The sequence below is a fragment of the Pseudomonas sp. NPDC089396 genome (assembly GCF_044749545.1).
GTDB lineage: Bacteria > Pseudomonadota > Gammaproteobacteria > Pseudomonadales > Pseudomonadaceae > Aquipseudomonas.
Genome location: NZ_JBIVIC010000008.1, coordinates 309047 through 332946 on the forward strand (window position 1 = coordinate 309047; position 23900 = coordinate 332946).

A 23900-nucleotide genomic window follows, 5' to 3' on the forward strand; every position below is an offset into this window, starting at 1 on the left:
CATGAGCCTGTGGTCGCAGGTTCATCGGTGTGGAATTCATCGCCGGCAAGCCGGCTCCCACAGGGGAGGGTGTGCGGTCCTTGTGGGAGCCGGCTTGCCGGCGATGGGGCTGCAAAGCAGCCCCATGCTTCAAATCACTTATCGTCGCGGATCGAGAAGTTGGCCATGTGCTCCAGGCCTTTGATCAGCGCCGAGTGGTCCCAGTTGCCGCCGCCCAGGGCCTGACAGGTGTTGAACACTTGCTGGGCGTTGGAGGTGTTGGGCAGGTTGATGCCCAGTTCCTTGGCGCCTTGCAGGGCCAGGTTCAGGTCCTTCTGGTGCAGGTTGATGCGGAAGCCTGGGTCGAAGGTGCCCTTGATCATGCGCTCGGCGTGCACTTCGAGGATCTTCGACGAAGCGAAACCGCCCATCAGTGCTTCACGTACCTTGGCCGGGTCGGCGCCGTTCTTGGCGGCGAACAGCAGGGCTTCGGCGACGGCCTGGATGTTCAGGGCGACGATGATCTGGTTGGCGACCTTGGCGGTCTGGCCGTCGCCGTTGCCACCCACGCGGGTGATGTTCTTGCCCATGGCTTCGAACAGCGGCAGGGTGCGCTCGAAGGCTTTCGGGCAGCCACCGACCATGATGCTCAGGGTTGCGGCCTTGGCACCGACTTCGCCACCGGACACCGGGGCGTCCAGGTAAGCGGCGCCGGTGGCCTTGATCTTCTCGGCGAAGGCCTTGGTGGCGGTCGGCGAGATCGAGCTCATGTCGATCACCACCTTGTTCGGGCCGACGCCTTCAGCGACGCCGTTTTCACCGAACAGCACGCTTTCGACCTGCGGGGTGTCCGGGACCATGACGATGATGAATTCGGCTTCCTGGGCAACCTCTTTCGGGTTGGCCAGGGCCACGGCGCCAGCGGCGATCAGGTCGGCCGGGGCGGCATCGTGGTGGGTCGAAACGAAGATGCTGTGACCTGCTTTCTGCAGGTTCTGAGCCATGGGCTTGCCCATGATGCCGGTGCCGAGGAATCCGATTTTAGCCATGAGAACTTACCTCTTTGTAATTGTATGAACAGGCGACTCGGCCTCTGTAGGAGCGGCCTTGCGTCGCGAAAGGGGCGCGTAGCGGCCCCTCGATCTCAGCCATGCAGGACAATTGCCGGGGCTGCGGTGCAGCCCTTTCGCGACACAAGGCCGCTCCTACATCAGTGCTGCGTGTGTTCTTAAATTGCGTTATGAGTCTTCAGCCAGCCAAGGCCCGCTTCAGTAGTGGTCAGCGGCTTGTACTCCGCGCCCACCCAACCCTGGTAACCGATGCGGTCCAGGTGTTCGAACAGGAAGCGGTAGTTGATCTCACCGGTGCCTGGCTCGTTGCGGCCTGGGTTGTCGGCCAGCTGGATGTGGTTGATCAGTTTCAGGTTGGCTTCCATGGTCCGCGCCAGGTCACCTTCCATGATCTGCATGTGGTAGATGTCGTATTGCAGGAACAGGTTGTCGCTGCCCACTTCGGCCTGGATGTCCAGGGCCTGCTGGGTGGTGTTCAGGTAGAAGCCTGGGATATCGCGGGTGTTGATCATTTCCATGACCAGGCGAATGCCAGCGGCCTTCAGCTTGTCGGCGGCGTAACGCAGGTTCTCGACGAAGGTCTTGCGCACGGTGGCGCAATCCGGGCCTTGCGGGCGAATGCCGGCCAGGGCGTTGACCTGGGTGTTACCCAGCACCTTGGCGTACTCGATGGCCTTGTCGACACCGGCGCGGAACTCTTCGACGCGGTCGGGGTGGCAGGTGATGCCACGCTCACCTTTCGACCAATCGCCCGCAGGCAGGTTGAACAGCACCTGGGTCAGGCCGTGGGCGTCGAGCTGGGCCTTGATTTCAGCTGCGCTGAAGTCGTAGGGGAACAGGTATTCGACACCGCTGAAGCCGGCGTCGGCAGCAGCCTTGAAGCGGGCCAGGAAGTCCTGTTCGGTGAACAGCATGGACAGGTTGGCAGCGAAGCGAGGCATGAGTTGTCTCCTTGCGATGAAGGCCCCCAGAGCAGCCCTGGGGGCGTCAGGCGATCAGTCGAGCAGCGAGATGGCGGTCGGCGCGTCGTTGCCGACCAGGGCGAGGTCTTCGAACTCGTTGACCGCGTTGATCTCGGTGCCCATGGAAATGTTGGTCACACGCTCGAGAATCACTTCGACCACCACCGGTACGCGGAACTCTTCGGCCATTTTCTGCGCCTTGAGCAGGGCAGGGGCGATATCGTTCGGCTCGAACACGCGGATGGCCTTGCAGCCCAGGCCTTCGACCACGGCGACGTGATCGACACCGTAGGTGGCGGCATCGGTGGAGTTGATGTTCTCGAACGCCAGTTGTACACAGTAATCCATGTCGAAGCCACGCTGCGCCTGGCGAATCAGGCCCAGGTAGGCGTTGTTCACCAGCACGTGGACGTAAGGCAGGTTGAACTGCGCACCCACCGCCAGCTCTTCGATCATGAACTGGAAGTCGTAGTCACCCGACAGCGCGACCACTTTGCGTTTCGGGTCGGCCTTGACCACGCCCAGCGCGGCAGGGATGGTCCAGCCCAGCGGGCCGGCCTGGCCGCAGTTGATCCAGTGACGTGGCTTGTACACGTGCAGGAACTGCGCGCCGGCGATCTGCGACAGGCCGATGGTGCTGACGTAGCAGGTGTCCTTGCCGAAGACCTGGTTCATCTCTTCGTACACGCGCTGCGGCTTGACCGGCACGTTGTCGAAGTGGGTCTTGCGCTGCAGGGTAGCCTTGCGCTCCTGGCACTCTTCCAGCCAGGCCTTGCGGCACTTCAGCTTGCCAGCGGCTTTCCACTCGCGGGCCACTTCGAGGAACACGTCCAGCGCCTTGCCGGCATCGGAAACGATACCCAGGTCCGGAGTGAACACACGGCCGATCTGGGTCGGTTCGATGTCGACGTGCACGAACTTGCGGCCTTCGGTGTAGACATCGACAGAACCGGTGTGGCGGTTGGCCCAGCGGTTGCCGATACCGAACACCAGGTCGGATTTGAGCAGGGTGGCGTTGCCGTAGCGGTGCGAGGTCTGCAGACCGACCATGCCGACCATTTGCTCGTGATCGTCAGGGATGGTGCCCCAGCCCATCAGGGTCGGGATCACAGGAACGCCGGTCAGTTCGGCGAACTCCACCAGCTTGTCGCTGGCGTCGGCGTTGATGATGCCGCCACCGGCTACCAGCAGTGGGCGCTCGGCGTCATTGAGCAGGGCCAGGGCTTTTTTGGCCTGTACGCGGGTGGCGGACGGCTTGTTCACCGCCAGCGGCTCGTAGGCGTCGATGTCGAATTCGATCTCGGCCATCTGCACGTCGAACGGCAGGTCGATCAGCACAGGGCCTGGACGGCCGGTGCGCATTTCATAGAAGGCTTTCTGGAAGGCGTACGGCACCTGGCCGGGTTCCAGCACGGTGGTGGCCCACTTGGTGACCGGCTTGACGATGCTGGTGATGTCGACGGCCTGGAAGTCTTCCTTGTGCAGGCGGGCACGCGGGGCTTGGCCAGTGATGCAGAGAATTGGAATGGAGTCGGCCGACGCACTGTACAGGCCGGTGACCATGTCGGTGCCGGCAGGGCCGGAGGTACCGATGCACACGCCGATGTTGCCCGGGTTGGCGCGGGTGTAGCCCTCGGCCATGTGCGAGGCACCTTCGACGTGGCGAGCGAGGACGTGATCGATGCCACCGACTTTCTTCAGGGCCGAGTACAACGGGTTGATTGCAGCCCCCGGGATGCCGAACGCGGTATCTACACCTTCACGGCGCATGACCAGAACGGCTGCATCGATTGCTCTCATTTTGCTCATGGGTTGTGCCTCATCGATTTTGTAATTGTATACAACTTGCTTTGTGCCAGAGTGTATTCACGGCTGGCGGGCTAGGTCAATGGATTTTCATCGGGGGAGGTGGCTTTCGTCGGAGCGCCCGTGAAAACTGCGTTTCGTCTGATCGTGCACGATCGTTTCAAAATATTGTATACAAAAATATTCTGTGTTGTGTTCTATTTGTGCAATCGATTTTTCACCTGCCCTCAGGGCTTCTCACAACAAGAAGAGGACCTTTCCATGAACGCTTTGAACCTGAAAGTCGCTGTCAGCCTGGTCAATGCCGCGCTGGCGGCGGGCCGCAAGATCAACGCCGCACCGCTGACGGTGGCGGTGCTGGATGCCGGCGGGCACCTGCTGGCGCTGCAGCGCGAGGATGGGGCCAGCCTGATTCGGCCGGAAGTGGCCACCGGCAAGGCCTGGGGGGCCATTGCCCTGGGCAAGGGCTCGCGCCTGCTGGCGTTGGATGCCCAGCAGCGGCCGGCGTTTTTCGCGGCGTTGAATGGGCTGGGTGAACGGCCGGTGGTGCCGGCGCCAGGTGGCGTGCTGATTCGTGATCAGGACGGCAAGGTGCTGGGCGCGGTAGGGATCAGCGGTGATACGTCGGATATCGACGAGCAATGCGCGATCAGTGCGATCGAGGAGGTGGGGTTGAAGGCGGATGCGGGGGTGGCTGCCTAAAGCTTTATTGGCTGTACTGGCCCCATCGCCGGCAAGCCGGCTCCCACAGGGACATCACTGAGCAACCCTGTGGGAGCCGGCTTGCCGGCGATGGGGGCGCCTAGGCCCTATCAGGCCGCCTCGGGCTCACAGCCCTTGAGCACCAGGCGAATGATGGTCTCCGCCGCCGCTTCATAATCACTGTCGGCCAGCTTGGCCTTGCCGGTGATCACCGAAATCTGCCAATCGAAATCGGCATAGGTCTGGGTCGCCGCCCAGATGCTGAACATCAGGTGATGCGGGTCGACATGGGCGATCTGCCCACGCTCGATCCAGTGCTGGATGCACTCGATGTTGTGACGTGCCTGTTCGTTGAGCTGCTCGACCTGACTGGGCGACAAATGTGGCGCACCGTGCATGATCTCGCTGGCGAACACCTTCGAGGCATGCGGCAGATCGCGCGAGATGCGGATCTTCGAGCGGATATAGGAACTCAACACTTCCTTCGGATCACCGTCGGCATTGAACGGCGTCGACGCCTGCATGATCGGCGCGATGATGCTCTCCAGGACCTCGCGGTAGAGGTTGTCCTTGGATTTGAAGTAGTAGTACACGTTCGGCTTGGGCAGGCCGGCCTTGGCGGCGATATCGCTGGTCTTGGTGGCAGCGAAGCCCTTGTCGGCGAATTCCTCGCTGGCCGCGCGCAGGATCAGTTCCTTGTTGCGCTCGCGAATGGTGCTCATGGTCGGGGATCTTCCTCGTGTCTGGCCACCTCTAAGGTGACCGGCCATGGTAGCACCGCCTCTGACGAGCGCTCAAGGCAGCGACTTTCGGCTAGACTCCGGCCCATTCATTCAACGGGAAGCGACAAACATGGCAGGCAGCAGTCTACTGGTACTGATCGACGACATCGCCACGGTACTCGACGACGTCTCGCTGATGACCAAAATGGCGGCGAAAAAGACCGCAGGCGTGCTCGGCGACGACCTGGCGCTCAATGCCCAGCAGGTCAGCGGCGTGCGCGCGGAGCGCGAGATCCCGGTGGTCTGGGCGGTGGCCAAGGGCTCGTTCATCAACAAGGCGATCCTGGTACCGGCAGCGCTGCTGATCAGCGCGTTCATCCCCTGGGCGGTGACGCCGTTGTTGATGATCGGCGGTGCCTACCTGTGCTTCGAGGGCTTCGAGAAGCTGGCGCACAAGTTCTTGCACAGCAAGCAAGAGGAGGCGGCGGAGCACAGCGTGCGGGCCGAGGCCCTGGCCGATCCGAATGTCGACCTGGTGGCCTTTGAGAAGACCAAGATCAAGGGCGCGGTGCGCACCGACTTCATCCTGTCGGCAGAGATCATCGCCATTACCCTGGGCACGGTGGCGGATGCGCCGCTGAGCCAGCAGATCATCGTCCTGTCGGGGATCGCCATCATCATGACTGTCGGCGTTTATGGCCTGGTGGGGGGCATCGTCAAGCTCGATGACCTGGGGTTGTGGATGGCCCAGAAGGCTTCGAAAGTTGCCCAGGCGGTAGGTAACGGTATTCTGCGCGCTGCGCCGTACATGATGAAAAGCCTGTCGGTGATCGGCACCGCGGCGATGTTTCTGGTTGGTGGCGGGATTCTGGTGCACGGGATCGAGCCGTTGCATCACGCCATCGAGGCATTCAGCGCAGGGCGGGGCGGGGCGCTGACCGGGGCGTTGCTCAATGGTGGCGTGGGGATTGTCGCGGGTGCCGTGGTGTTGGCAGTCGTGGCGGTGGCTGGGAAGCTGTGGCGGGCTGTAAAGCCTGCAACCTGATGTGAATGGCCGGGGCGAGGCCCCGGATCGCCGGCAAGCCGGCTCCCACATGTACCTCGCATTGCGCAATAGCTGTGGGAGCCGGCTTGCCGGCGATGGGCCGCAAAGCGGCCCCAAAAGATCAGAAGTGAACCTTGACCAGGAAACTTGCAGTGTTCTGGTCGGTGGTGAACGCATCGGAATCCTTGATCCCGTACTTGTTCTTCCAGTAGTCGTACTCGAAACCGACGTACAGCTGCTTCTCGCCCAGGTGCAACGCCTTGCCCAGGTCATATTTGACCTGCGGGTTGAAGTGCAGGTTGGCGTGGTATTCACCACGGCTGTTCTCGTCGTTGTCGACGACCCAGTCCATGAAGCCGTCGATGAGGATATCGGACGACCCCACAGGAATGGTGTAGGACCACACCGGGGTGATCTGCCAGACGTTGTCGCCCGCGCGGCTGCCTTCGGTGGTGCGGTTGTAGAAGTTCAGCTGGAAGTAATCGAAGCCCGGGATGGCCAGGTCGAAGCCAGGGCCGATCAGGTAGGACTCGGTGTCACCCTCGCCGAACTCGTAGGTCATGGCCAGCAGCACGTCCTTGACCGGGCCGAATTCCATCTTCTGGTCGAAGATCTTGCCGAACGACAGGCGCGGGCTGAATTCGCCGTAGTAGGTGTTGTCGCCGTTGTTGAAGTCCTTCTTGCCGTTGTAGAAGATCTTGTCGACGAAGAAGAAGTTGTCGCCGTATTTCCAGCCATCGGCGTGCTCGAAGGTGACCGTCTGCTGGATCTCGGGGTTGACCTTGAAGTTCTTGCCCCAGAGGTAGGTCAGGCTGTTGTTCTGCCACTGCAGCAGGTCGCCGGCGAAGGTGGTGCCGCAGGCCAACAGGCCGCCCGCGAGAATCAGGCTGTTGATGGTACGCATTGCGAGAGTCGCTCCCTTGTTTTGATCTGTTGTCAGCGCTCGTGAAGGCGCTGTTCTTGTCTTTTGAGTCAGCTTTTTTCGATAGGCCACAGCTGTTTGGCAAGAGTTGCGCCAACTTTTCCGGGCTGGCTACAACGGTCCTGCTCGACTCGTTCTGAACGGATGAAAATGGGTATTTCAGGCTGGCAACACGTTGGCCAACCGCCCGAATTCATTGACTGAGCGGTCAGTAAACGCAGGCAGAATCCGTCCTGCCCTGATCGAGGGGGCGCGCAGATTACTGGCTTGCGCGCCCGGCCTCAAGTGCTCCATCCTGGAGCAGGGTAGATCAAACTTGTGCGATCGGTCAGATTTTTAGAAATGCACCTTGATCAGCGCACTGGCCACGCTCTGATTGCTTTCCAGGTTGCCGCGGCTGTCGATGCCGTACTTGTCCTTCCAATAGCTGTATTCAAAGCCCACGTAGAGCTGTTTGGCGCCCAGGTTCAGGGCCTTGCCCAGGTCGTACTTGACCTGCGGGTTGAAGTGCAGGTTGGCGTGGTAGGTGCCGCGACGGGTTTCGTCGTTGTCGGTCACCCAGTCCATGTAACCGTCGATCAGAATGTCGGATCTGCCCACCGGGATGGTGTACGACCAGCCGGGGGTAATCTGCCAGACGTTGTCGCCTGGGCGGCTGCCTTCGGTGTTGCGTACATAGAAATTGAGGGTGAAGTAGTTGAAGCCGGGAATGTCCAGGTCAAAGCCGGGGCCGATCAGGTAGGCCTCGTTGTCGCCTTCGCCGCTTTCGTAGGTCATGGCCAGCAGCACGTCCTTGATCGGGCCGAAGGACAGCTTCTGATCAAGGATCTTGCCGAACGACAGGCGCGGGCTGAACTCACCGTAGTAGGTAGTCACGCCTTTGTTGCGGTCCGGCTTGCCGTTGTAGAAGATCTTGTCGACGAACATGAACGTGTCGCCGTACTTCCATTTGTTGGCGTGCTCGAAGGTGATGGTCTGCTGGATGTCGGGGTTGACCTTGAAGTCTTTGCCGTACAGATAGGTCAGGCTTTCGCCATGCCACAGCAGCCATTCGCCTGCGTGGGCGGGGAGGATGGCCAGCAGGCTGCTGCCCAACAGCAGGCTTGATGCGATGCGCTTCATGTTGTGATTCCCGGACTTATTGTTTTTGTTGGCGGTTTTTTTGGCGCGCAGGCGCCCCGGGCGGCCCATTCCGGCGGGCCGACGGTGCAGCGTTTTCGGGTATGAGCAGGGGCGGCAACCTGTGCCGCCCCGTCTGGCTCAATGCTGGTGACAGGCGTCGTTGTGTGCGGCGCGGTCGGCACCACCGAGGATGTTGAACAGCACGTTCAGGACCAGTGCACTGACCGTGGCCATGGCGATGCCGCTGTGGGTGATGGGTTCCATCCACTGCGGCATCTGCGCGAAGAACTCCGGCCGGACCACGGGGATCAGGCCAAAGCCGACGCTGACCGCAACCAGCAGCTGGTTGCGACGGTCGCCAATGTCGGCTTCCTGGAGAATCTTGATCCCGGTGGCGGTGACCATGCCGAACATGGCGATGGACGCGCCGCCCAGTACCGCGGGCGGGATCGAGGCGATCAGGAAGGCCGCCTTGGGCAGCAGGCTGAGCAGGATCAGCAGCGCGCCGGCCACGATGGTGACGAAGCGGCAGCGTACCCCGGTCATCTGCACCAGGCCGATGTTCTGGGCGAAGGAGGAGTGGGTGAACGTGTTGAAGAAACCGGCGATGAACGACGCGCCGGCATCGCACAGCAGGCCCCGACGCAGCATCCCAGGTGTCACTTCACGATCAGTCACCTTGCCCAGGGCGAGGAACATGCCCGTGGACTCGACGAAGATGATCACCACCACCAGGCACATCGACAGGATCGGCGCCAGGCTGAAGGTCGGCATGCCGAAGTGCAGTGGGGTCACCACTTGCAGCCACGGTGCTTCATTCAGGCCCGACAGGTCGACCATGCCGATGGAGCCGGCCAGGATGTAGCCCAGGCCCATGCCCACCAGCACCGAGACGTTGACCCAGAAACCGCGCATGAAGCGGTTGATCAGCAGAATCACCGCCAGCACCAGGCCAGCCACCATCAGGTAGATCGGCGAGCCGAAGGCTTCTGCCTCATGCCCACCGCCGGCCCAGTTGACCGCGACCGGGAACAGCGACAGGCCGATCGAGGTGATGACGGTACCGGTGACCAGCGGTGGGAAGAAGCGCACCACCTTGGACATGAACGGCGCGATCAGCATGCCGAAGAACCCGGCAGCGATGGTCGCGCCGAAGATCCCCTGCAGGCCTACGCCGGGCATGCCGGCCATGGCCACCATGCTGCCGACGGCGGCGAAACTGGCGCCCATCATCACCGGCATGCGGATCCCTACCGGGCCGATACCGAACGACTGGATGATGGTGGCAACGCCAGCGACCAGCAGGTCGGCGTTGATCAGGAAAGCGACTTCTTCACGGGACAATCCGGCCGCCTGGCCGATGATCAAAGGCACGGCAATCGCACCTCCGTACATCAGCAGAACGTGTTGCAGGCCTACCAGGATCAGTTGGAACAGGGGCAGAGGCTCTCGCGGCGGCGCAACGGGAATGTACGCCTTGCGTGACTCGGACATGCAGCACCTCGAGTTTTGTTTTTATTCTCGGATCCAAGCGCCAGGCTCATGCCTGGTCGCTCGATGCTTGCTTGTTGCGTGTTTCTTCAAACCTTGGGCCGGCAGAGCCGGCCCATTCGCGGCGCAAGGCCGCTCCCACAGGGGCGCGCGGACGCCCCGGCAGGAGAGGTGTATCAGTTGACCTGCGCGCCTTTGGCGATCCAGTCACCGACCAGCTTGCGCTCTTCGGCGGTCATCTGGGTGATGTTGCCCAGCGGCATGATCTGGCTGGCGACCGCTTGCGCTTGAATGCGCGCGGCCTGGGCCTGGATCTGCTGCGGGGTGTCGAACATCACGCCGGCAGGGGCGGCGCTGAACAGTGGGCTGGTCGGCTTCTGCGAGTGGCACACGGTGCAGCGTTCCTGGATGACGGTATGGATCTTGTCGAAGGCGCCGCCGCCTGCTTGCGCAGTGGCCTGGGCCGGTGCTTGTGCCGGTGCGGCAGGCGCTTCGGCGGCCTTGGCGGCGTCTTCGGCACGCTGCTCGGCAGCGGTCTTGCCACCCACTGCGGTTGCCGGCAGCGGTTGGTACTCGACCTTCGCCGCAGCCTGCTCAGGCGCAACAGCCATCGGCTTGGGGCCGGTGACATAAGCCAGGCAGATCATTGCCAGAGCGCCGACAGGCAAGGTCCAGGCGTACTTGTTGCTGTCGTGGCGGGTGTTGAAGTAGTGGCGGATCAGAACCGCGGCTACAGCGATACCGGCCAGGATCAGCCAGTTGTACTGGCTACCGTAGGTGCTCGGGAAGTGGTTGCTGATCATGATGAACAGCACCGGCAGGGTGAAGTAGTTGTTGTGACGCGAGCGCAGCAGGCCTTTGGCCGGCAGTACCGGGTCGGGCGTCTGGTTGTTCTCGATCGCCGCCACCAGCTGGCGCTGGGCCGGCATGATGATGCGGAACACGTTACCGACCATGATGGTGCCGATGATCGCGCCAGTGTGCAGGTACGCACCACGGCCGCTGAACACCAGGCTGAAGCCCCAGCAGGCGGCGATGATCAGCACGAACAGTACACCGCCGAGCAGCGCTGGCTTCTTGCCCAGGGGCGAGTCGCACAGGAAGTCGTAGATGAACCAGCCGGCAATCAGCGAGCCGATACCGATGGCCACGCCTTCGGCACCGCTCAGGGTGCTGCCAGGTGCCAGCAGGTACAGGGCCGGGTTCCAGTAGAACACCACGCACAGCAGGGCGATACCGGACATCCAGGTGAAGTAGGCTTCCCATTTGAACCAGTGCAGGTTCTCGGGCATTTTCGGGGGTGCGAGTTTGTATTTCTCCAGGTGGTAGATACCACCGCCGTGAATTGCCCAGAGATCACCCGACAACCCATCGCGCGGGTTGCTTCGGTTCAGGTGGTTCTCCAGCCAGACGAAGTAGAACGATGCACCGATCCAGGCGACACCGGTGATCATGTGAACCCAGCGAATGCTCAGGTTCAGCCATTCGTGAAGGTGTGCTTCCACAGTATGTACCTCTGCCAGTCACCGTTAGATGACTGACCTTTTCTTATTGGTGGGGATTGAGGATCAGCATCTGTTCCTCGGTGAAGTAATGCTCATCGCAGTTGTTGCCAGAACCACTGCGATCAACCACCAGGAAATCATCCCGCTTTTCGATCGTAAGCACCGGGTGGTGCCATACGCCGCGATGGTAATTGACGCCCTGCCTGCCATTACTACGGAAGGCACGGACCAAGCCTGATACAGGTGCATCGCCAACTGGCGCGACCACGATCAGAAAGGGGTTGCCGAGCAGCGGGATGAAAGCTTGGCTGCCCAGCGGATGGCGTTCCAGCATGCGTACGGTCAGCGGCATGTCCTGCGCGTCGGCGCGGAAGATGCTGATGATCGCCTTGTCCTCAGGCTCGGCGGTCTCGACCGCGGCGAGCTTGTGGAAGCGCATGGTCGAGCCGTTGTTGATCATGAAGTGGTCGCTGCCGTCGGTTTCGATCACGTCTCCGAATTGGGCGAAGGCTTCTTTGGTCAGGGGCTCGATCATCAGGGTGCGCATGCGGGTCTCTCTTATATGTTCGTTGTACTGAAAAAGGTTCGGCTGTTGCTTACAGCTGCAGCAGACGGAACAGGGCGATCAGGTTGATCTGCGCCAGGGCTTCCTTGAATTCGGCATCGGTGTCGTTGTGGATGCGTTTTTCGAAGGCGGCGAGGATCTGGTGCCGGTTGCTGCCCTTGACCGCCATGATGAACGGGAACTGGAACTTGGCCTTGTAGGCGTCGTTCAGTTCGGTGAACCGGGCAAACTCTTCGGTGGTGCACTGGTGGATGCCGGCGCCGGCCTGCTCGTTGGTGCTCGATTCGGTCAGCTCGCCCTGGATGGCGGCCTTGCCGGCCAGGTCCGGGTGAGCATTGATCAGTGCCAGCTGGTCTGCGTGGTTGGCGCTGAGCAGGATGTCGCTCATGCGCTGGTGCAGCGCCTCGATCTCGTCCAGTTCACCCAGCTGGCCCAGGTCATAGGCTTTTTCGGCGACCCACGGCGAGTGCTCGTAGATGTCGGCGAAGGCCTTGACGAAGGCGTCACGGTCCAGGGCGGATGGCTTGAGGGTCTTGAAGGCGGTCATCAGGCGTTCTCTTTCTTGTACGGGTGGGTGGTGTGCCAGTGGCGGGCGATGTCCACGCGACGGGCGAACCAGACCTGGTCGTGGCTCTTGGCGTAATCGACGAAGCGCTTGAGGGCGGCCAGGCGGGCCGGGCGGCCGACCAGGCGGCAGTGCAGGCCGATGGAGAGCATTTTCGGTGCCTCGGCACCTTCGGCGTAGAGCACGTCGAAGGCGTCCTTGAGGTACTGGAAGAACTGCTCGCCGCAGTTGAAGCCCTGGACCTGGGTGAAGCGCATGTCGTTGGTGTCCAGGGTGTAGGGGATCACCAGGTGCGGCTTGCCGGTCGGGTTGTTGGGGTCCCAGTACGGCAGGTCGTCGTCGTAGGTGTCGCTGTCATACAGGAAGTTGCCTTCCTCCATCACCAGGCGGCGGGTGTTCGGGCCGGTGCGGCCGGTGTACCAGCCCAGCGGGCGTTCGCCGGTCAGTTCGGTGAGGATGCGGATGGCTTCGAGCATGTGCTCGCGCTCCTGGGCCTCGTCCATGTTCTGGTAGTCGATCCAGCGGTAGCCGTGGCTGCAGATCTCGTGGCCGGCTTCGACCATGGCGCGGATCACGTCGGGGTGGCGCTGGGCGGCCATGGCCACGGCGAACACGGTCAGCGGTACGCCGCTGTCCTTGAACAGCTTGAGCAGGCGCCATACACCGGCGCGGCTGCCGTATTCGTAGAGCGATTCCATGCTCATGTTGCGCTGGCCCTGCAGTGGCTGGGCAGCGACCATCTCGGACAGGAAGGCTTCGGACTCTTTGTCACCGTGCAGGATGTTGCGTTCGCCGCCTTCTTCGTAGTTGAGGACGAAAGACAGCGCGATGCGAGCGTTGCCCGGCCATTGCGGGTGAGGAGGGTTGTTGCCGTAACCGATCAGGTCGCGAGGGTAGTCAGCGCTCACTGCAGTCTTCCTTCTTGTGTGTTAGTGCGGGGTGGGCGGGCCGCGTCGGTATGTCGCACCACCGGATGGGCTGATTGTATACAACTTCTGAAATCTTTTGTAAGCCTGTTTTTCCGCATTTCTTCCCTTTTGTCGCCTGAGAATGGATTGCAAGAAACCTGCCCAGTTGGTCAGTAAATGCCATGGGGGTCTGCGCAGGCCTTGAATTTGCGACAGAAAGCAGTGCGCGCAAGGCTGCGACGGATGGGCTCAAAAAATTGTGTACAATCTGCGGCTTAAATGTCTTAATAACGCCATTCCCGCCCATCGCAGGCCCTTTGCCGTGGTGATGGCTGTGTATTTTTTGCCCACAGATTGAACAAGAGGCGACAAGCAATGGGACGTTTGACCACACACGTACTGGATGCCGCTCACGGCTGCCCGGGCAGCTCGATCAAGGTCGAGCTGTATCGCGTCGTAGGCCAGCAGCTGGAGCTGGTGAACACCGCCCTGACCAACAGCGATGGCCGCGTCGACGCCCCGCTGCTGCAGGGTGACGACTACCGTACTGGCGTCTACCAGCTGCAGTTCAGCGCTGGTGCTTATTACCGTGCTCGCGGCGTACAGCTGCCGGACACGGCGTTTCTGGATGTTGTCGTGCTGCGCTTTGGCATCGACGAGCAGCAGGAGCACTACCACGTGCCGCTGCTGATCTCGCCGTACAGCTATTCGACCTATCGCGGGAGCTAGTTGGTCGCTAGAAGAATCTTCGTAGGTCCTTGGCCCGCTCTCACACTGGCGGGCTTTTTTTCGTCTGCTGTTTTTGGATTGACTGGGCTGGCCCTATCGCCGGCAAGCCGGCGATAGGGCCGGTGCAGGCGGCACAAACAAAGAAAGGGCGCCGAAGCGCCCTTGTTTGCTACAGGCCAGGTCAGAGGAACACGAACTTGGCAATGAAGATCGCGCACAGCACCCACAGGCTGGCCGAGATCTCTTTGTACTTGCCGGTACCTGCTTTCAGTGCCACATAACTGATGAAGCCCAGGGCAATACCGTCCGCCACCGAGAAGGTCAGTGGCATCATGATCACCGTGACGATCGCCGGAATGCTGTCGGTAGCTTCGTCCCAGTGGATGTGCGCCATGCTGCCCATCATCAGCATCGCCACGTAGATCAGCGCGCCGGCTGTTGCATAGGCCGGAATCATCCCCGCCAGCGGTGCGAAGAACATCGCAGCGATGAACAGAATGCCGACAACCACCGCCGTCAGCCCGGTGCGGCCACCGGCGGCTACGCCCGCAGCGCTCTCCACATAGCTGGTAACCGGCGGCACGCCGACCACCGCACCAAACACGCTGGAAGCACTGTCGGCCTTCAGCGCTCTCGATAGGTTCTCGATACGCCCGTCAGCCGCCACCAGGTTGGCCCGTTGCGCTACGCCCATCAGGGTGCCAGCGGTATCGAACATGTGCACGAAGAGGAACGCCAGCACCACGCTGATCATGCTGACGTTGAACACGCCCGCCACATCCATGGCCATCCAGGTCGGTGCCAGGCTCGGCGGCATCGACATCACCCCGCCGAACTTGACCAGGCCCAGGCCCCAGCCAGCCAGGGTCACGCCGATGATGCTGATCAGGATCGCGCCGAACACGCGCTTGTAGCTGAGGATGGCGATCAGCAGGAAGCAGATTGCCGCCAGCAGAGGGCCTGGCTCATGCAGCGAGCCCAGCTTGATCAGGGTGGCCGGGCTGTCGACGATGATGCCCGCAGTTTTAAGGCCGATCAGTCCGAGAAACAATCCGACGCCGGCGCCCATGGCGTGCCGAAGGCTCACCGGGATGCTGTTGAGCAGCCACTCGCGGACCTTGGACAAGGTCAGGAACATGAACAGCACACCCGAGACGAACACCGCCCCCAGCGCGGTTTCCCAGTTGTAGCCCATGGTGCCGACCACGGTGTAGGTGAAGAAGGCGTTAAGCCCCATGCCCGGTGCCAGGCCCACTGGCCAGTTGGCGTACAGGCCCATCAACAGGCAGCCGAGGGCGGCGGCGATGCAGGTGGCGACGAACGCCGCACCGTGGTCGATGCCGGCGTCGGCCATGATGTTGGGGTTGACGAAGATGATGTAGGCCATGGTGATGAACGTGGTCACCCCGGCGATCATCTCGGTTCTGACAGTGCTGCCGTGTTGCTTGAGTTTGAAAATCCGTTCCAGCCAACTCGTTTCGAGCGGTGGAGCGAGATCCAGCGTAGGTGCGTCGGATTTGCGGCTTTCCACAGCGAGTACTCCTCAAGTCTTTCTTGTTGTTCTTGGAGCCAGTGACCTGCGCAATGCACTTGGTGGCTCCGCGAGGGGATGGCAGACGTCTGACCGTTTTGTTGACTCGCGGGTCAAGATGTCGCCCGATGGATTATGCTTTTGTGTACAAAGAATGCAAATAATGTTTTATATTTTGTGCGCACAATCCGCCGTGCAACGGCTATATAGGTAAAAGCCTACCTGCAGAAACGGCTCAGCCTGTGTACAATGGCGCCATACTTTCCTTCGTGCTTCGAGAGCTCATGAACGAACAGCTGCAACCTCTGAAGAAACCTGCACGTGTCGGCAAGGCTGGCCGCAGTGGTACCCAGGACGACATCGTCTACGCGCATATCTTCGAGGCGATCCTCGAACAACGACTGGCGCCGGGCACCAAGTTGAGCGAGGAAGCGCTGGGCGAGATCTTTGGCGTAAGCCGCACCATCATCCGCCGCGCACTGTCGCGCCTGGCCCATGAAAGCGTGGTGCTGCTGCGGCCCAACCGCGGCGCGGTGGTGGCCAGCCCAACGGTGGAAGAGGCGCGCCAGGTGTTCTTCTCGCGGCGCATGGTCGAGCGGGCGATCACCGAACTGGCCGTGCAGCATGCCACCCTGGAGCAGCTCAACGAGCTGCGGCAGATGGTGCGCGAAGAACGCGACAGCTTCTCCCGTGGCGATCGCGGCGCTGGCATCCGTCTTTCCGGTGAATTTCACCTCAAGCTGGCCGAGGCGGCCGGTAATGCCCCGCTGGTCAGCTTCCAGCGCAGCCTGGTGTCGCAGACGTCATTGATCATCGCCCAGTACGAAAGCGGCAACCGTTCGCACTGCTCCTACGACGAGCACATGCAACTGATCGATGCCATCGAGGCGCGTGACGCCGAGCAGGCGGTAAGCCTGATGATGCATCACATGGACCATATCGACAGCAAGCTGAACCTGGACGAGGAAAGCGCCTCGGACGACTTGCATGCGGTGTTTTCCCACCTGCTGAAGAAACCCAAGGCGTCCGCCAAGGGTTGATCGTTTGCCTGCATGACCCCCATCGCCGGCAAGCCGGCTCCCACAGGGATAGCGCCTTCGCGGTCTCTGTGGGAGCCGGCTTGCCGTGGCGACGAACCGCGGCGATGGGGCGCGAAGCGGCCCTTGCGTTTACTGGCCTTTCGCCAAATCCCTGATAAATTTGCTACTTGCAAACCCCTTTCAAAGTAGTTGGGCTTGCGCATTACCTGCGTTCAACTACTGAGGAAAGGTCAATGACGACGTCTTTGGGTGTGCGTATGGGTGCCGAGCTGGTCGGTACCTTCTGGTTGGTCCTGGGCGGATGTGGCAGTGCGGTACTGGCTGCAAGCACCCCCCTCGGCATCGGCGTGCTGGGGGTCGCCTTCGCGTTCGGCCTGACAGTCCTGACGATGGCATTCGCCATCGGCCACATTTCCGGTTGCCACCTCAACCCTGCCGTGTCGTTCGGCCTGGTGGTGGGTGGGCGCTTTCCGGCCAAAGAGTTGCTGCCCTACGTGATCGCCCAGGTGATCGGGGCCATCCTGGCTGCCGCGGTGATCTACTTCATCGCCAGCGGCAAGGCCGGTTTCGAGCTGTCGTCGGGCCTGGCCTCCAACGGCTATGCCGAGCATTCGCCGGGTGGCTACTCGCTGGCGGCGGGGTTCGTCAGTGAGGTGGTGATGACCGCCATGTTCCTGGTGATCATCATGGGCGCCACCGATTCGCGCGCACCGGCAGGCTTCGCCCCCATCGCCATCGGCCTGGCCCTGACCTTGATTCACCTGATCTCGATCCCGGTGACCAACACGTCGGTCAACCCCGCACGTAGTACGGGGCCGGCGCTGTTCGTCGGTGGCTGGGCCCTGCAGCAGCTGTGGCTGTTCTGGTTGGCCCCCCTGATCGGCGCGGCAATCGGCGGCGCGCTGTACAAGGGCCTTGCCCGGGAGCCGTAGTATCGCTGTACCACTTGTCAGGCCTGTAACGCTCTAGCGTCGGGGCTCCCATTACAGGAGCCCCCGACCATGGATTCATTGGACCTTTTGTTGGAAACCTTGCCGGTTACCGCCGAGCACGATGCCCCCGGCGCGTCAGATAGCGCACAGGCAATCAACTTGCGCCTGCTGACATGGCTGGCCTATGCGCCACAGCCGGTAGTTTGGCTGAACCAGCTGGCCACTGCCCTCGCATTCGCTCGGAAAGACACCGACGACTGGCATAAGGCATTGCCCGGTGAATGCTCGGCAGATGCCCGGGTGATCGCCAACGACCTGGCCAACTGGCGTGCAGCGACTGATGCGCTACTGGCCTCGCAAGCCCGCGAACATGAGGACTTGCTGGCGCTAGGGAGCCTGCCGCCGGGCTACCCCATGCGAATCGCCGCACAGCATCAGGCCCTGCACCGCCAGCGTCTGCTCGCGCGTTTCGGCCAGGATGCTCCATCCATGGCCACCCTGCAGGCTTGGCGAGTCGCCCAGGCGCAGCGCCAGGCCGCCTGGCGCGGGGTCAACGCGATCGCGCTGCAGCCCGGTGCCCGTTGGAGCGCACAGCTTCAGCCGTTGTGTACCCATATCCTGAACGGCATGCGCGCCGAGGGCATCCTGCAGGTCGAGGAAGGTCAGCTTGCGCAGCAAGCCTGCCAACGACTGCTTCAGCCCGAAGCGGCGGACCAGGTCACCTGGCTGGCCGTGCACCTCGGTGAACAGGCGTTGCCCGGCGTCTGGATCATGGTGGAGCAGGCTGCCTGGGCGTCAGGCCGGCGTGACGCGCCGATGTTGCTCTGGGTGCATGGTGAAGGCGGAGGCATGACCTGCCTGAATGATCGCCAGGCGTTGCTGGAGCGCTTGCTGTTCACGTTGGGCAGTGGCGCACTGGCTGCGACGGCCATGCTTGCGGACGAGCCACTCGAGGCCGGCTTCAAGGTCGTCACCGAAGGGTTGAACGGCTTGGTCGGGACCTTGGTACAGCGCTGGCAGGAATACCTCGACAGCGAATCGGCAGACGTGCAGGAGTCTCGCTTGCTATTGGCCCGCGCCGCACTGGCGATGCCCGCCGATACCTGCCGCCAGGCAGCCCTTGTGCAAGTCGAGCGGGAGTGGCAGGCCGATGCGCTGCTTGAGCAGGTGCCGCAGTGGGTCTTGTCGCGCAGTGACGACGAACGAGAGGCTTACGCCCGGCAGTTGCTTGAGTATCACGCCAGTGCCTTGGCATTGGAAACCTGGCTGGACCTGCAGGCGCCAACGTTCTCTGGCTGGGCCGGGGCGTTGCTCAAGGCGCGTATACAGCAAGATCTGGGCATCGAGCTTGCCGTTGACGAGATCGTGTTGTGGCGCCCTGATCCTTCGATGGATTTCAAACTCCCTTATGTCCCCAGCACCCTTGCCGAGATCGCCAGCGAAGGGTTCGACCTCGACAGTGAAGATGAGTGCAAGCGCCTGGACATGGCCCGCTGGCATGTCGAGGGGGTCGACCCAGACTACCTGTCGCGAGTGCTGGTCGAGCTCGATCCCCTCGGCCGGTACGCGGAAAAACTGCGCAAGGTGTTCGATCCGGCCATCGCAGCGGACCCACACCGTTTGCGCCACCCCTACCGCCTGCAACTGCAGCTGTTGGCCACCAGTGAGCGCTGGCGGCGCAACCTGAGCGAAGAGGGCGCGCGGCTGCTGCGCCTTGCAGCCGAGGCGCAAACCCGTGAGCAGTTACAGGATGCGGGGGTAACGTTGCACTGGCTGGTGATAACCGCCGTTGAAGAGCTGGGCGATTCGATCGGCGGTGCTGCTGCATTGGTCAATGCGGCGGGGTACACACTGATCTATCTCCCGGGTGCCCCTTCCTCCTATCAGTTGATCGAACGTGACAGTCTGAAACAGGCCCTTGAATCCCTGGCCTCTGCCGTCGGTTCCAGCGCGGACATGGCCGAGTACGTCGCCCAGCGTTGCGGCAATGATCCACAGGGGCTGCTTGCTTACCTGAACCAGGCTGCATTACGGCGCTACGACGGTTACCTGAGCAGCCAACCTGTGCTGAGCCAGACGCTGGTCGATATGCAGCTGGCTGACCGCTGCTACGTGCTGATCGCCACTGCCCGCGCAATAGGGCGCAGCCAGGCCAGCATCGACAAGGACAATAACTGGCAGGACCACGTGCGCCATGTCGGTTACCTGAAGGCCGCACTGGGCGTGATCCCGGGGGTCGGTACCTGGTACAGCGCGATGCAGATTCATGACGGCGCCATGCAGATCGCCGATGCCTGGCGCAGCGGTGGCACTTCCGGGTTGCTGAGCGGCACCTTGAGCATCGCCCTGGGCGTGGTCGACATCCTGCTCACGGCCCTGCCGGTTGGTGCCGGGGTTTCCGCGCTGCGCCGGGTGGTACGCAATGTGGTCAGGCAACGCATTGCCCGCCAGCCGTTCGCTGGCTACGCCGCCGGTCAGCCGCTGACGGGCGCCGAAGCGATGACCGGTGTCGACCTGAACACCTGGCGCCTGAATGGCAAGCAGTATATCTGGCAGGACGGGCTGGCCTACGAGGTCTACCGGCGCAGTGATGAGGCGACCCTGCGCCTGCGTGCCACTGCCACTCGTAGCTACGAGGCGCCCGTGCGCCAGGATGGCGCGCGCTGGGTCATCCATGCCGACGTCGGCCTGCGCGGTGGCGGTGGCAAGTTGAGCGAGGCAGAACAACTGCTGGCCACGTGGGGGCCGAGCAGTACCGAGGGACCGCTGGCGGGCACCAACCGGGTTCAGGCCTTGACCCGGGGTAGGCAGATTCTGGGGCGCTACAGCTTCACAAATGCGAACCAGGAGCTGGAGTTCACCCATTCCCTCCTGCAGGATGGCGCTCCGCCAGCATGGGCACGGCAGTACCTGCGCGAGGGCAGTGGTTCAACCAGTGCGACCCTGCCGAGCAATGATTGGCAGGCGGTACGCTGGACCATCAACCCAGGCGACGAGGTCGTCGACATGCGGGGCGGCCTGGTTAGCGTGACCTTTGCCCGCGCCGTAGCGCGGCAGCCGGGCGTGCGCTTGCAGGGCCACTATTACCCCGTGCTGCCCAGCGATTTCATTGGCGACACCGTCTATGTCTGGCCAAGAGGGAGGATACCGGACAACCTCCGCCAGCTGGATGAATTGATCGAGCAAGGCAACGGCCCGGTTCGCATCAGCCTGGGCGCTAACGCTGTCGAGGCGCCCACGGTGCTGGGCGGTTTTGCACAAACCTTTGAGCAGCGACTGGCCACACGCTTTTCATCGATGGGTGAAGGCAGCCGCCTGGCGCTGGGCGAGGCGCTCTATCGCGGCGCCGATGGCAGTGCCGCCGGGTTGACCCAGGCGCGCCTGCGGCGATTGCTGGAGCGGATTGACGATCCGAACCTGGAACCCTTGCACGAAATGTCGGTTACCACCCTGCACAAGGCCACTGCGCAGATGCGGTTGAGCTTCGGCGGCAAGTATCCGCAGCTGTCATCGCGTCTGGGTGGCACGCCGTTCGATCAACTGGTCTGGAACCTGGACGCGGCCGAACACGCGGCCTTGCGCCAGTTTGTCGACTCATTGCACGCTGGGCCGGTAGGTATGGTGCTGCACAAGATACTCACGGCCCGTGGCTATAACGTCCTGCACATCAGCGGTGTAGCCGAACGGCATCTGCTGTTGTTCACCCGGTCGGGCCAGCGCCACGTCTACATACTGTTGCAGCATCGTTCGTTGGGCCAGTTTTCGCTTCAGGGCAGCAACGGCCTGGTACTGCTCAGCGATACCTGGCTGGATGAACTGATCGCCACCGCTCGCGACCTGAAAATGGCGGCGGCACTGCGTTCGGCGCGCCAGCAGGGGGTGTTGCACCCGTTGCTGGGTGGGTTGTTGCTGGAGGGGCCGGATCGCACGGCGTTGGTGTGGCAGCGCGTGACAATGGCCGCGACGGCAGAGGCGCAACTGCCGATGCTGCGCAACTGGCGTCACCAGCTGCGGCCACTGGCGGCAACCGACCGGGAGCTGGTGCAGGGTTCTGGTCTCTATGGCGCCCAGGGCCAGGCCAGCGTACTCGGCGTAACGGTCGAGGGGCGCTTGCTGCCGGTATTTGCCACGGGGTCCGACAGCCGCATCCTGCTCAGCCGTTCGGCCGAACTATCGACCCCGCTGGGTTTCGATGACCTGGAGCGCTGCGTGCGCGAGCGCTTTGGCGAGCAGCCATGGATGATCATCAGCGGCCGAGGTGGCTGGTCGGTTCGCCGGCCACTGTTCCCGATGCCGCTGAGTCTTCAAGTCCGTCGCGCCCGTTCGGGACTTACCCGGCAGAGTGCGCTGAACGCGGCGCGTCATCTATTCGAACGCGCCCAAGGCAGTGATCATGCACGTCTGCTGATGCTGGAGCAGGTCACGGCCAGTTGGGTGCACGGCACCATCGCCGTGGATGAGCTGGCCGACCCCTTGCTGTTGCTTGCGGCGCAACGGCCAACGGGGTTGGCGGGAGGAGGGGCCTGGCGCCTGGCACTCCCGCTGGACAGCGACAGCGCCACGCCGATGGTCTATTACCTGAGGGCTTCTGGCGGCCATAGCCAGACCTTGCTGGCGATGGTCAGCGGCTCGCCCAGGCGCCAGCATGCGTTGAGTGTGATCGACGTGCTGCTCACGCGCTATGGCCTGACCTTGCAGCATCGAGCGGGACATATCGCCCAGTACCATCAGCTGGCGAGCAACCGGGTGTACCTGGTGGTGATGGGGGTTAGCGAGCAGGCTTCGGTGGAATTCGCCCTGGAGCAGGGGCGCGCAGTGTTGTCCCAAGGCTGGATGGAGCATTGGCGGCGGGCACTGCCCAATGCTGCGCTGCAGAGCCTGCAGCAGGCCGAGGGTGGGGGGCGCCTGGTGCGTCTGGCGGCGGTCTTGCGTCTGGAGGAGGGGCCGCACGTCGGCCAGATCGCCTTGCAGCGCCTGGCCGACTTCTGAGACCTCAGCGCTGGTGCACGCAGCGCCCTGCGGCGTAGGTTTCGCGCACGGTGCGGTCGTCGCCCAGGGTAGTGAGCACGAACAGGGTCTCTTCGATGCTGCCGGACTGCTGGATACGGTAGTCCAGCAGCGGCGTGGCCTTGTAGTCGAGCACCACGAAGTCGGCATCATTGCCGGGGCGCAGGCTGCCGATGCGGTCGTCCAGGCGCAGTGCCCGGGCACCGCCGAGGGTGGCCAGGTACAGCGACTTGTAAGGGTGCAGGCGCACGTCTTGCAGCTGCATCACCTTGTACGCCTCGTTCAGGGTGTTGAGCAGCGAGAAGCTGGTGCCGGCGCCGACATCGGTGCCCAGGCCCACGTTGACCTTGAACTTCTCCGCTTGCGGCAGGTTGAACAGGCCGCTGCCCAGGAACAGGTTGGAGGTCGGGCAGAAGGCGATGGCCGAACCGGTTTCCGACAGGCGCTGACACTCTTCGTCGCACAGGTGCACGCCATGGGCGAACACCGAGCGCTCGCCGAGCAGCTCGAAGTGGTCGTAGACGTCCAGGTAGCCCTTCTGCTCGGGGAACAGCGACTTGACCCAGTCGATTTCCTTGAGGTTCTCGGACAGGTGGGTATGCAGGTACACGCCTGGATGTTCTTTCAGCAACTGACCGGCAACGGACAGCTGTTCGGGGGTGCTGGTCGGCGCGAAGCGTGGGGTCACCGCATAGTGCAGGCGGCCCTTGCCATGCCAGCGCTCGATCAATGCCTTGCTCTGGGTGTAGCTGGTTTCGGCAGTGTCGGTCAGGTAGTCCGGGGCATTGCGGTCCATCATCACCTTGCCGGCGATCAGGCGCAGGTCCAGCCGTTCGGCTTCTTCGAACAGGGCATTGACCGACTCGGGGTGCACGCTGCCGAACACCAGGGCGGTGGTGGTGCCGTTGCGCAGCAGCTCCTGAAGGAAGATTTTCGCCACTTTGTCGGCGTGCGCCTTGTCGGCGAACTGTTTTTCGCAAGGGAAGGTGTAAGTGTTGAGCCAGTCCAGCAACTGTTCGCCGTAGGAGCCGATCATGCCGGTCTGCGGGAAGTGGATGTGGGTGTCGATGAAGCCAGGAGTGATCAGCGCGTCCTGGTAATGCACCACTTCGATGTCGGCATCCAGGGTCGGCAGCAGCTCGCTGGCATGGCCAAGGGCGCTGATGCGGCCATCGTCGATCACCAGCAGGCCGTCCTCGTAGTATTCATGGGAGGCGTCCAGGCCCACCTCGGCCGGGTCGGCGATGCTGTGCAGGATGGCGGCACGGTAGGCTTTGCGGGTAAGGGTCATAACACA

At 62.5% G+C, this 23900-nt stretch carries 19 protein-coding genes; 6 read left to right on the forward strand and 13 right to left on the reverse strand.

What is annotated here, in order from left to right:
* Positions 1-134 precede the first annotated feature (134 nt).
* The 3 genes from ACIPZB_RS17665 to gcl all read right to left on the reverse strand — a co-directional run bounded on the left by ACIPZB_RS17665 (position 135) and on the right by gcl (position 3820).
* On the reverse strand, positions 135-1028 hold the full coding sequence (locus ACIPZB_RS17665; protein ID WP_008091658.1) for a 2-hydroxy-3-oxopropionate reductase: 894 nt from the start codon (positions 1026-1028) through the stop codon (positions 135-137).
* A 179-nt stretch (positions 1029-1207) separates the two neighbouring features.
* Complete coding sequence (gene hyi / locus ACIPZB_RS17670) at positions 1208-1990, reverse strand: hydroxypyruvate isomerase (RefSeq protein WP_400641843.1); 783 nt, start codon at positions 1988-1990, stop codon at positions 1208-1210.
* A 54-nt stretch (positions 1991-2044) separates the two neighbouring features.
* Positions 2045-3820: a glyoxylate carboligase gene (gene gcl / locus ACIPZB_RS17675; protein WP_400641844.1), complete on the reverse strand. Its 1776-nt coding sequence runs from the start codon at positions 3818-3820 to the stop codon at positions 2045-2047.
* Positions 3821-4078: 258 nt separating this feature from the next.
* On the opposite strand from gcl, the gene ACIPZB_RS17680 reads away from it, so the two are divergent.
* Positions 4079-4519, forward strand: coding sequence for a heme-binding protein (locus ACIPZB_RS17680; RefSeq protein WP_008091653.1), 441 nt, complete (start codon positions 4079-4081; stop codon positions 4517-4519).
* Between the two features lie 110 nt (positions 4520-4629).
* Here ACIPZB_RS17680 and ACIPZB_RS17685 read toward each other — a convergent pair whose 3' ends face one another.
* The gene (locus ACIPZB_RS17685; RefSeq protein ID WP_400641845.1) at positions 4630-5241 is read right to left on the reverse strand and encodes a TetR/AcrR family transcriptional regulator; all 612 of its coding nucleotides are present in this window, start codon (positions 5239-5241) and stop codon (positions 4630-4632) included.
* 130 nt (positions 5242-5371) lie between these two features.
* On the opposite strand from ACIPZB_RS17685, the gene ACIPZB_RS17690 reads away from it, so the two are divergent.
* A complete protein-coding gene (locus ACIPZB_RS17690) occupies positions 5372-6286 on the forward strand; it encodes a DUF808 domain-containing protein (RefSeq protein WP_400641846.1) in 915 nt (304 codons plus the stop codon).
* 121 nt (positions 6287-6407) lie between these two features.
* Here the strand turns inward: ACIPZB_RS17690 and ACIPZB_RS17695 are convergent, their stop codons facing one another.
* From ACIPZB_RS17695 to puuE, 7 genes are all read right to left on the reverse strand, one after another.
* Positions 6408-7190 carry an outer membrane protein OmpK gene (locus ACIPZB_RS17695; protein WP_400641847.1) on the reverse strand — a complete coding sequence of 261 codons (783 nt, stop codon included), beginning with the start codon at positions 7188-7190 and terminating at the stop codon, positions 6408-6410.
* A 354-nt stretch (positions 7191-7544) separates the two neighbouring features.
* A complete protein-coding gene (locus ACIPZB_RS17700; RefSeq protein WP_400641848.1) occupies positions 7545-8330 on the reverse strand; it encodes an outer membrane protein OmpK in 786 nt (261 codons plus the stop codon).
* A 138-nt stretch (positions 8331-8468) separates the two neighbouring features.
* On the reverse strand, positions 8469-9824 hold the full coding sequence (locus tag ACIPZB_RS17705) for a nucleobase:cation symporter-2 family protein (protein WP_008091647.1): 1356 nt from the start codon (positions 9822-9824) through the stop codon (positions 8469-8471).
* A 173-nt stretch (positions 9825-9997) separates the two neighbouring features.
* A complete protein-coding gene (locus ACIPZB_RS17710) occupies positions 9998-11326 on the reverse strand; it encodes a urate hydroxylase PuuD (protein ID WP_400641849.1) in 1329 nt (442 codons plus the stop codon).
* Positions 11327-11369: 43 nt separating this feature from the next.
* The gene (locus ACIPZB_RS17715) at positions 11370-11873 is read right to left on the reverse strand and encodes an ureidoglycolate lyase (protein ID WP_008091644.1); all 504 of its coding nucleotides are present in this window, start codon (positions 11871-11873) and stop codon (positions 11370-11372) included.
* Between the two features lie 49 nt (positions 11874-11922).
* Positions 11923-12438, reverse strand: coding sequence for a 2-oxo-4-hydroxy-4-carboxy-5-ureidoimidazoline decarboxylase (gene uraD / locus ACIPZB_RS17720; protein ID WP_400641850.1), 516 nt, complete (start codon positions 12436-12438; stop codon positions 11923-11925).
* On the reverse strand, positions 12438-13364 hold the full coding sequence (gene puuE / locus ACIPZB_RS17725; protein WP_400641851.1) for an allantoinase PuuE: 927 nt from the start codon (positions 13362-13364) through the stop codon (positions 12438-12440). Before puuE ends, uraD begins: the two co-directional genes overlap by 1 nt.
* A 375-nt stretch (positions 13365-13739) precedes the next feature.
* On the opposite strand from puuE, the gene uraH reads away from it, so the two are divergent.
* Positions 13740-14093, forward strand: coding sequence for a hydroxyisourate hydrolase (gene uraH, locus ACIPZB_RS17730; RefSeq protein ID WP_400641852.1), 354 nt, complete (start codon positions 13740-13742; stop codon positions 14091-14093).
* A gap of 181 nt (positions 14094-14274) precedes the next feature.
* Here uraH and ACIPZB_RS17735 read toward each other — a convergent pair whose 3' ends face one another.
* A complete protein-coding gene (locus ACIPZB_RS17735; protein WP_400641853.1) occupies positions 14275-15624 on the reverse strand; it encodes an NCS2 family permease in 1350 nt (449 codons plus the stop codon).
* Between the two features lie 284 nt (positions 15625-15908).
* On the opposite strand from ACIPZB_RS17735, the gene ACIPZB_RS17740 reads away from it, so the two are divergent.
* From ACIPZB_RS17740 to ACIPZB_RS17750, 3 genes are all read left to right on the forward strand, one after another.
* Positions 15909-16664: a GntR family transcriptional regulator gene (locus tag ACIPZB_RS17740; protein WP_016393756.1), complete on the forward strand. Its 756-nt coding sequence runs from the start codon at positions 15909-15911 to the stop codon at positions 16662-16664.
* 233 nt (positions 16665-16897) lie between these two features.
* Positions 16898-17596: an aquaporin Z gene (gene aqpZ, locus ACIPZB_RS17745; RefSeq protein ID WP_400641854.1), complete on the forward strand. Its 699-nt coding sequence runs from the start codon at positions 16898-16900 to the stop codon at positions 17594-17596.
* Between the two features lie 69 nt (positions 17597-17665).
* Complete coding sequence (locus tag ACIPZB_RS17750; protein WP_400641855.1) at positions 17666-22585, forward strand: hypothetical protein; 4920 nt, start codon at positions 17666-17668, stop codon at positions 22583-22585.
* A 4-nt stretch (positions 22586-22589) separates the two neighbouring features.
* Here ACIPZB_RS17750 and guaD read toward each other — a convergent pair whose 3' ends face one another.
* The gene (gene guaD / locus ACIPZB_RS17755; protein ID WP_400641856.1) at positions 22590-23894 is read right to left on the reverse strand and encodes a guanine deaminase; all 1305 of its coding nucleotides are present in this window, start codon (positions 23892-23894) and stop codon (positions 22590-22592) included.
* Between the last annotated feature and the right edge of the window lie 6 nt (positions 23895-23900).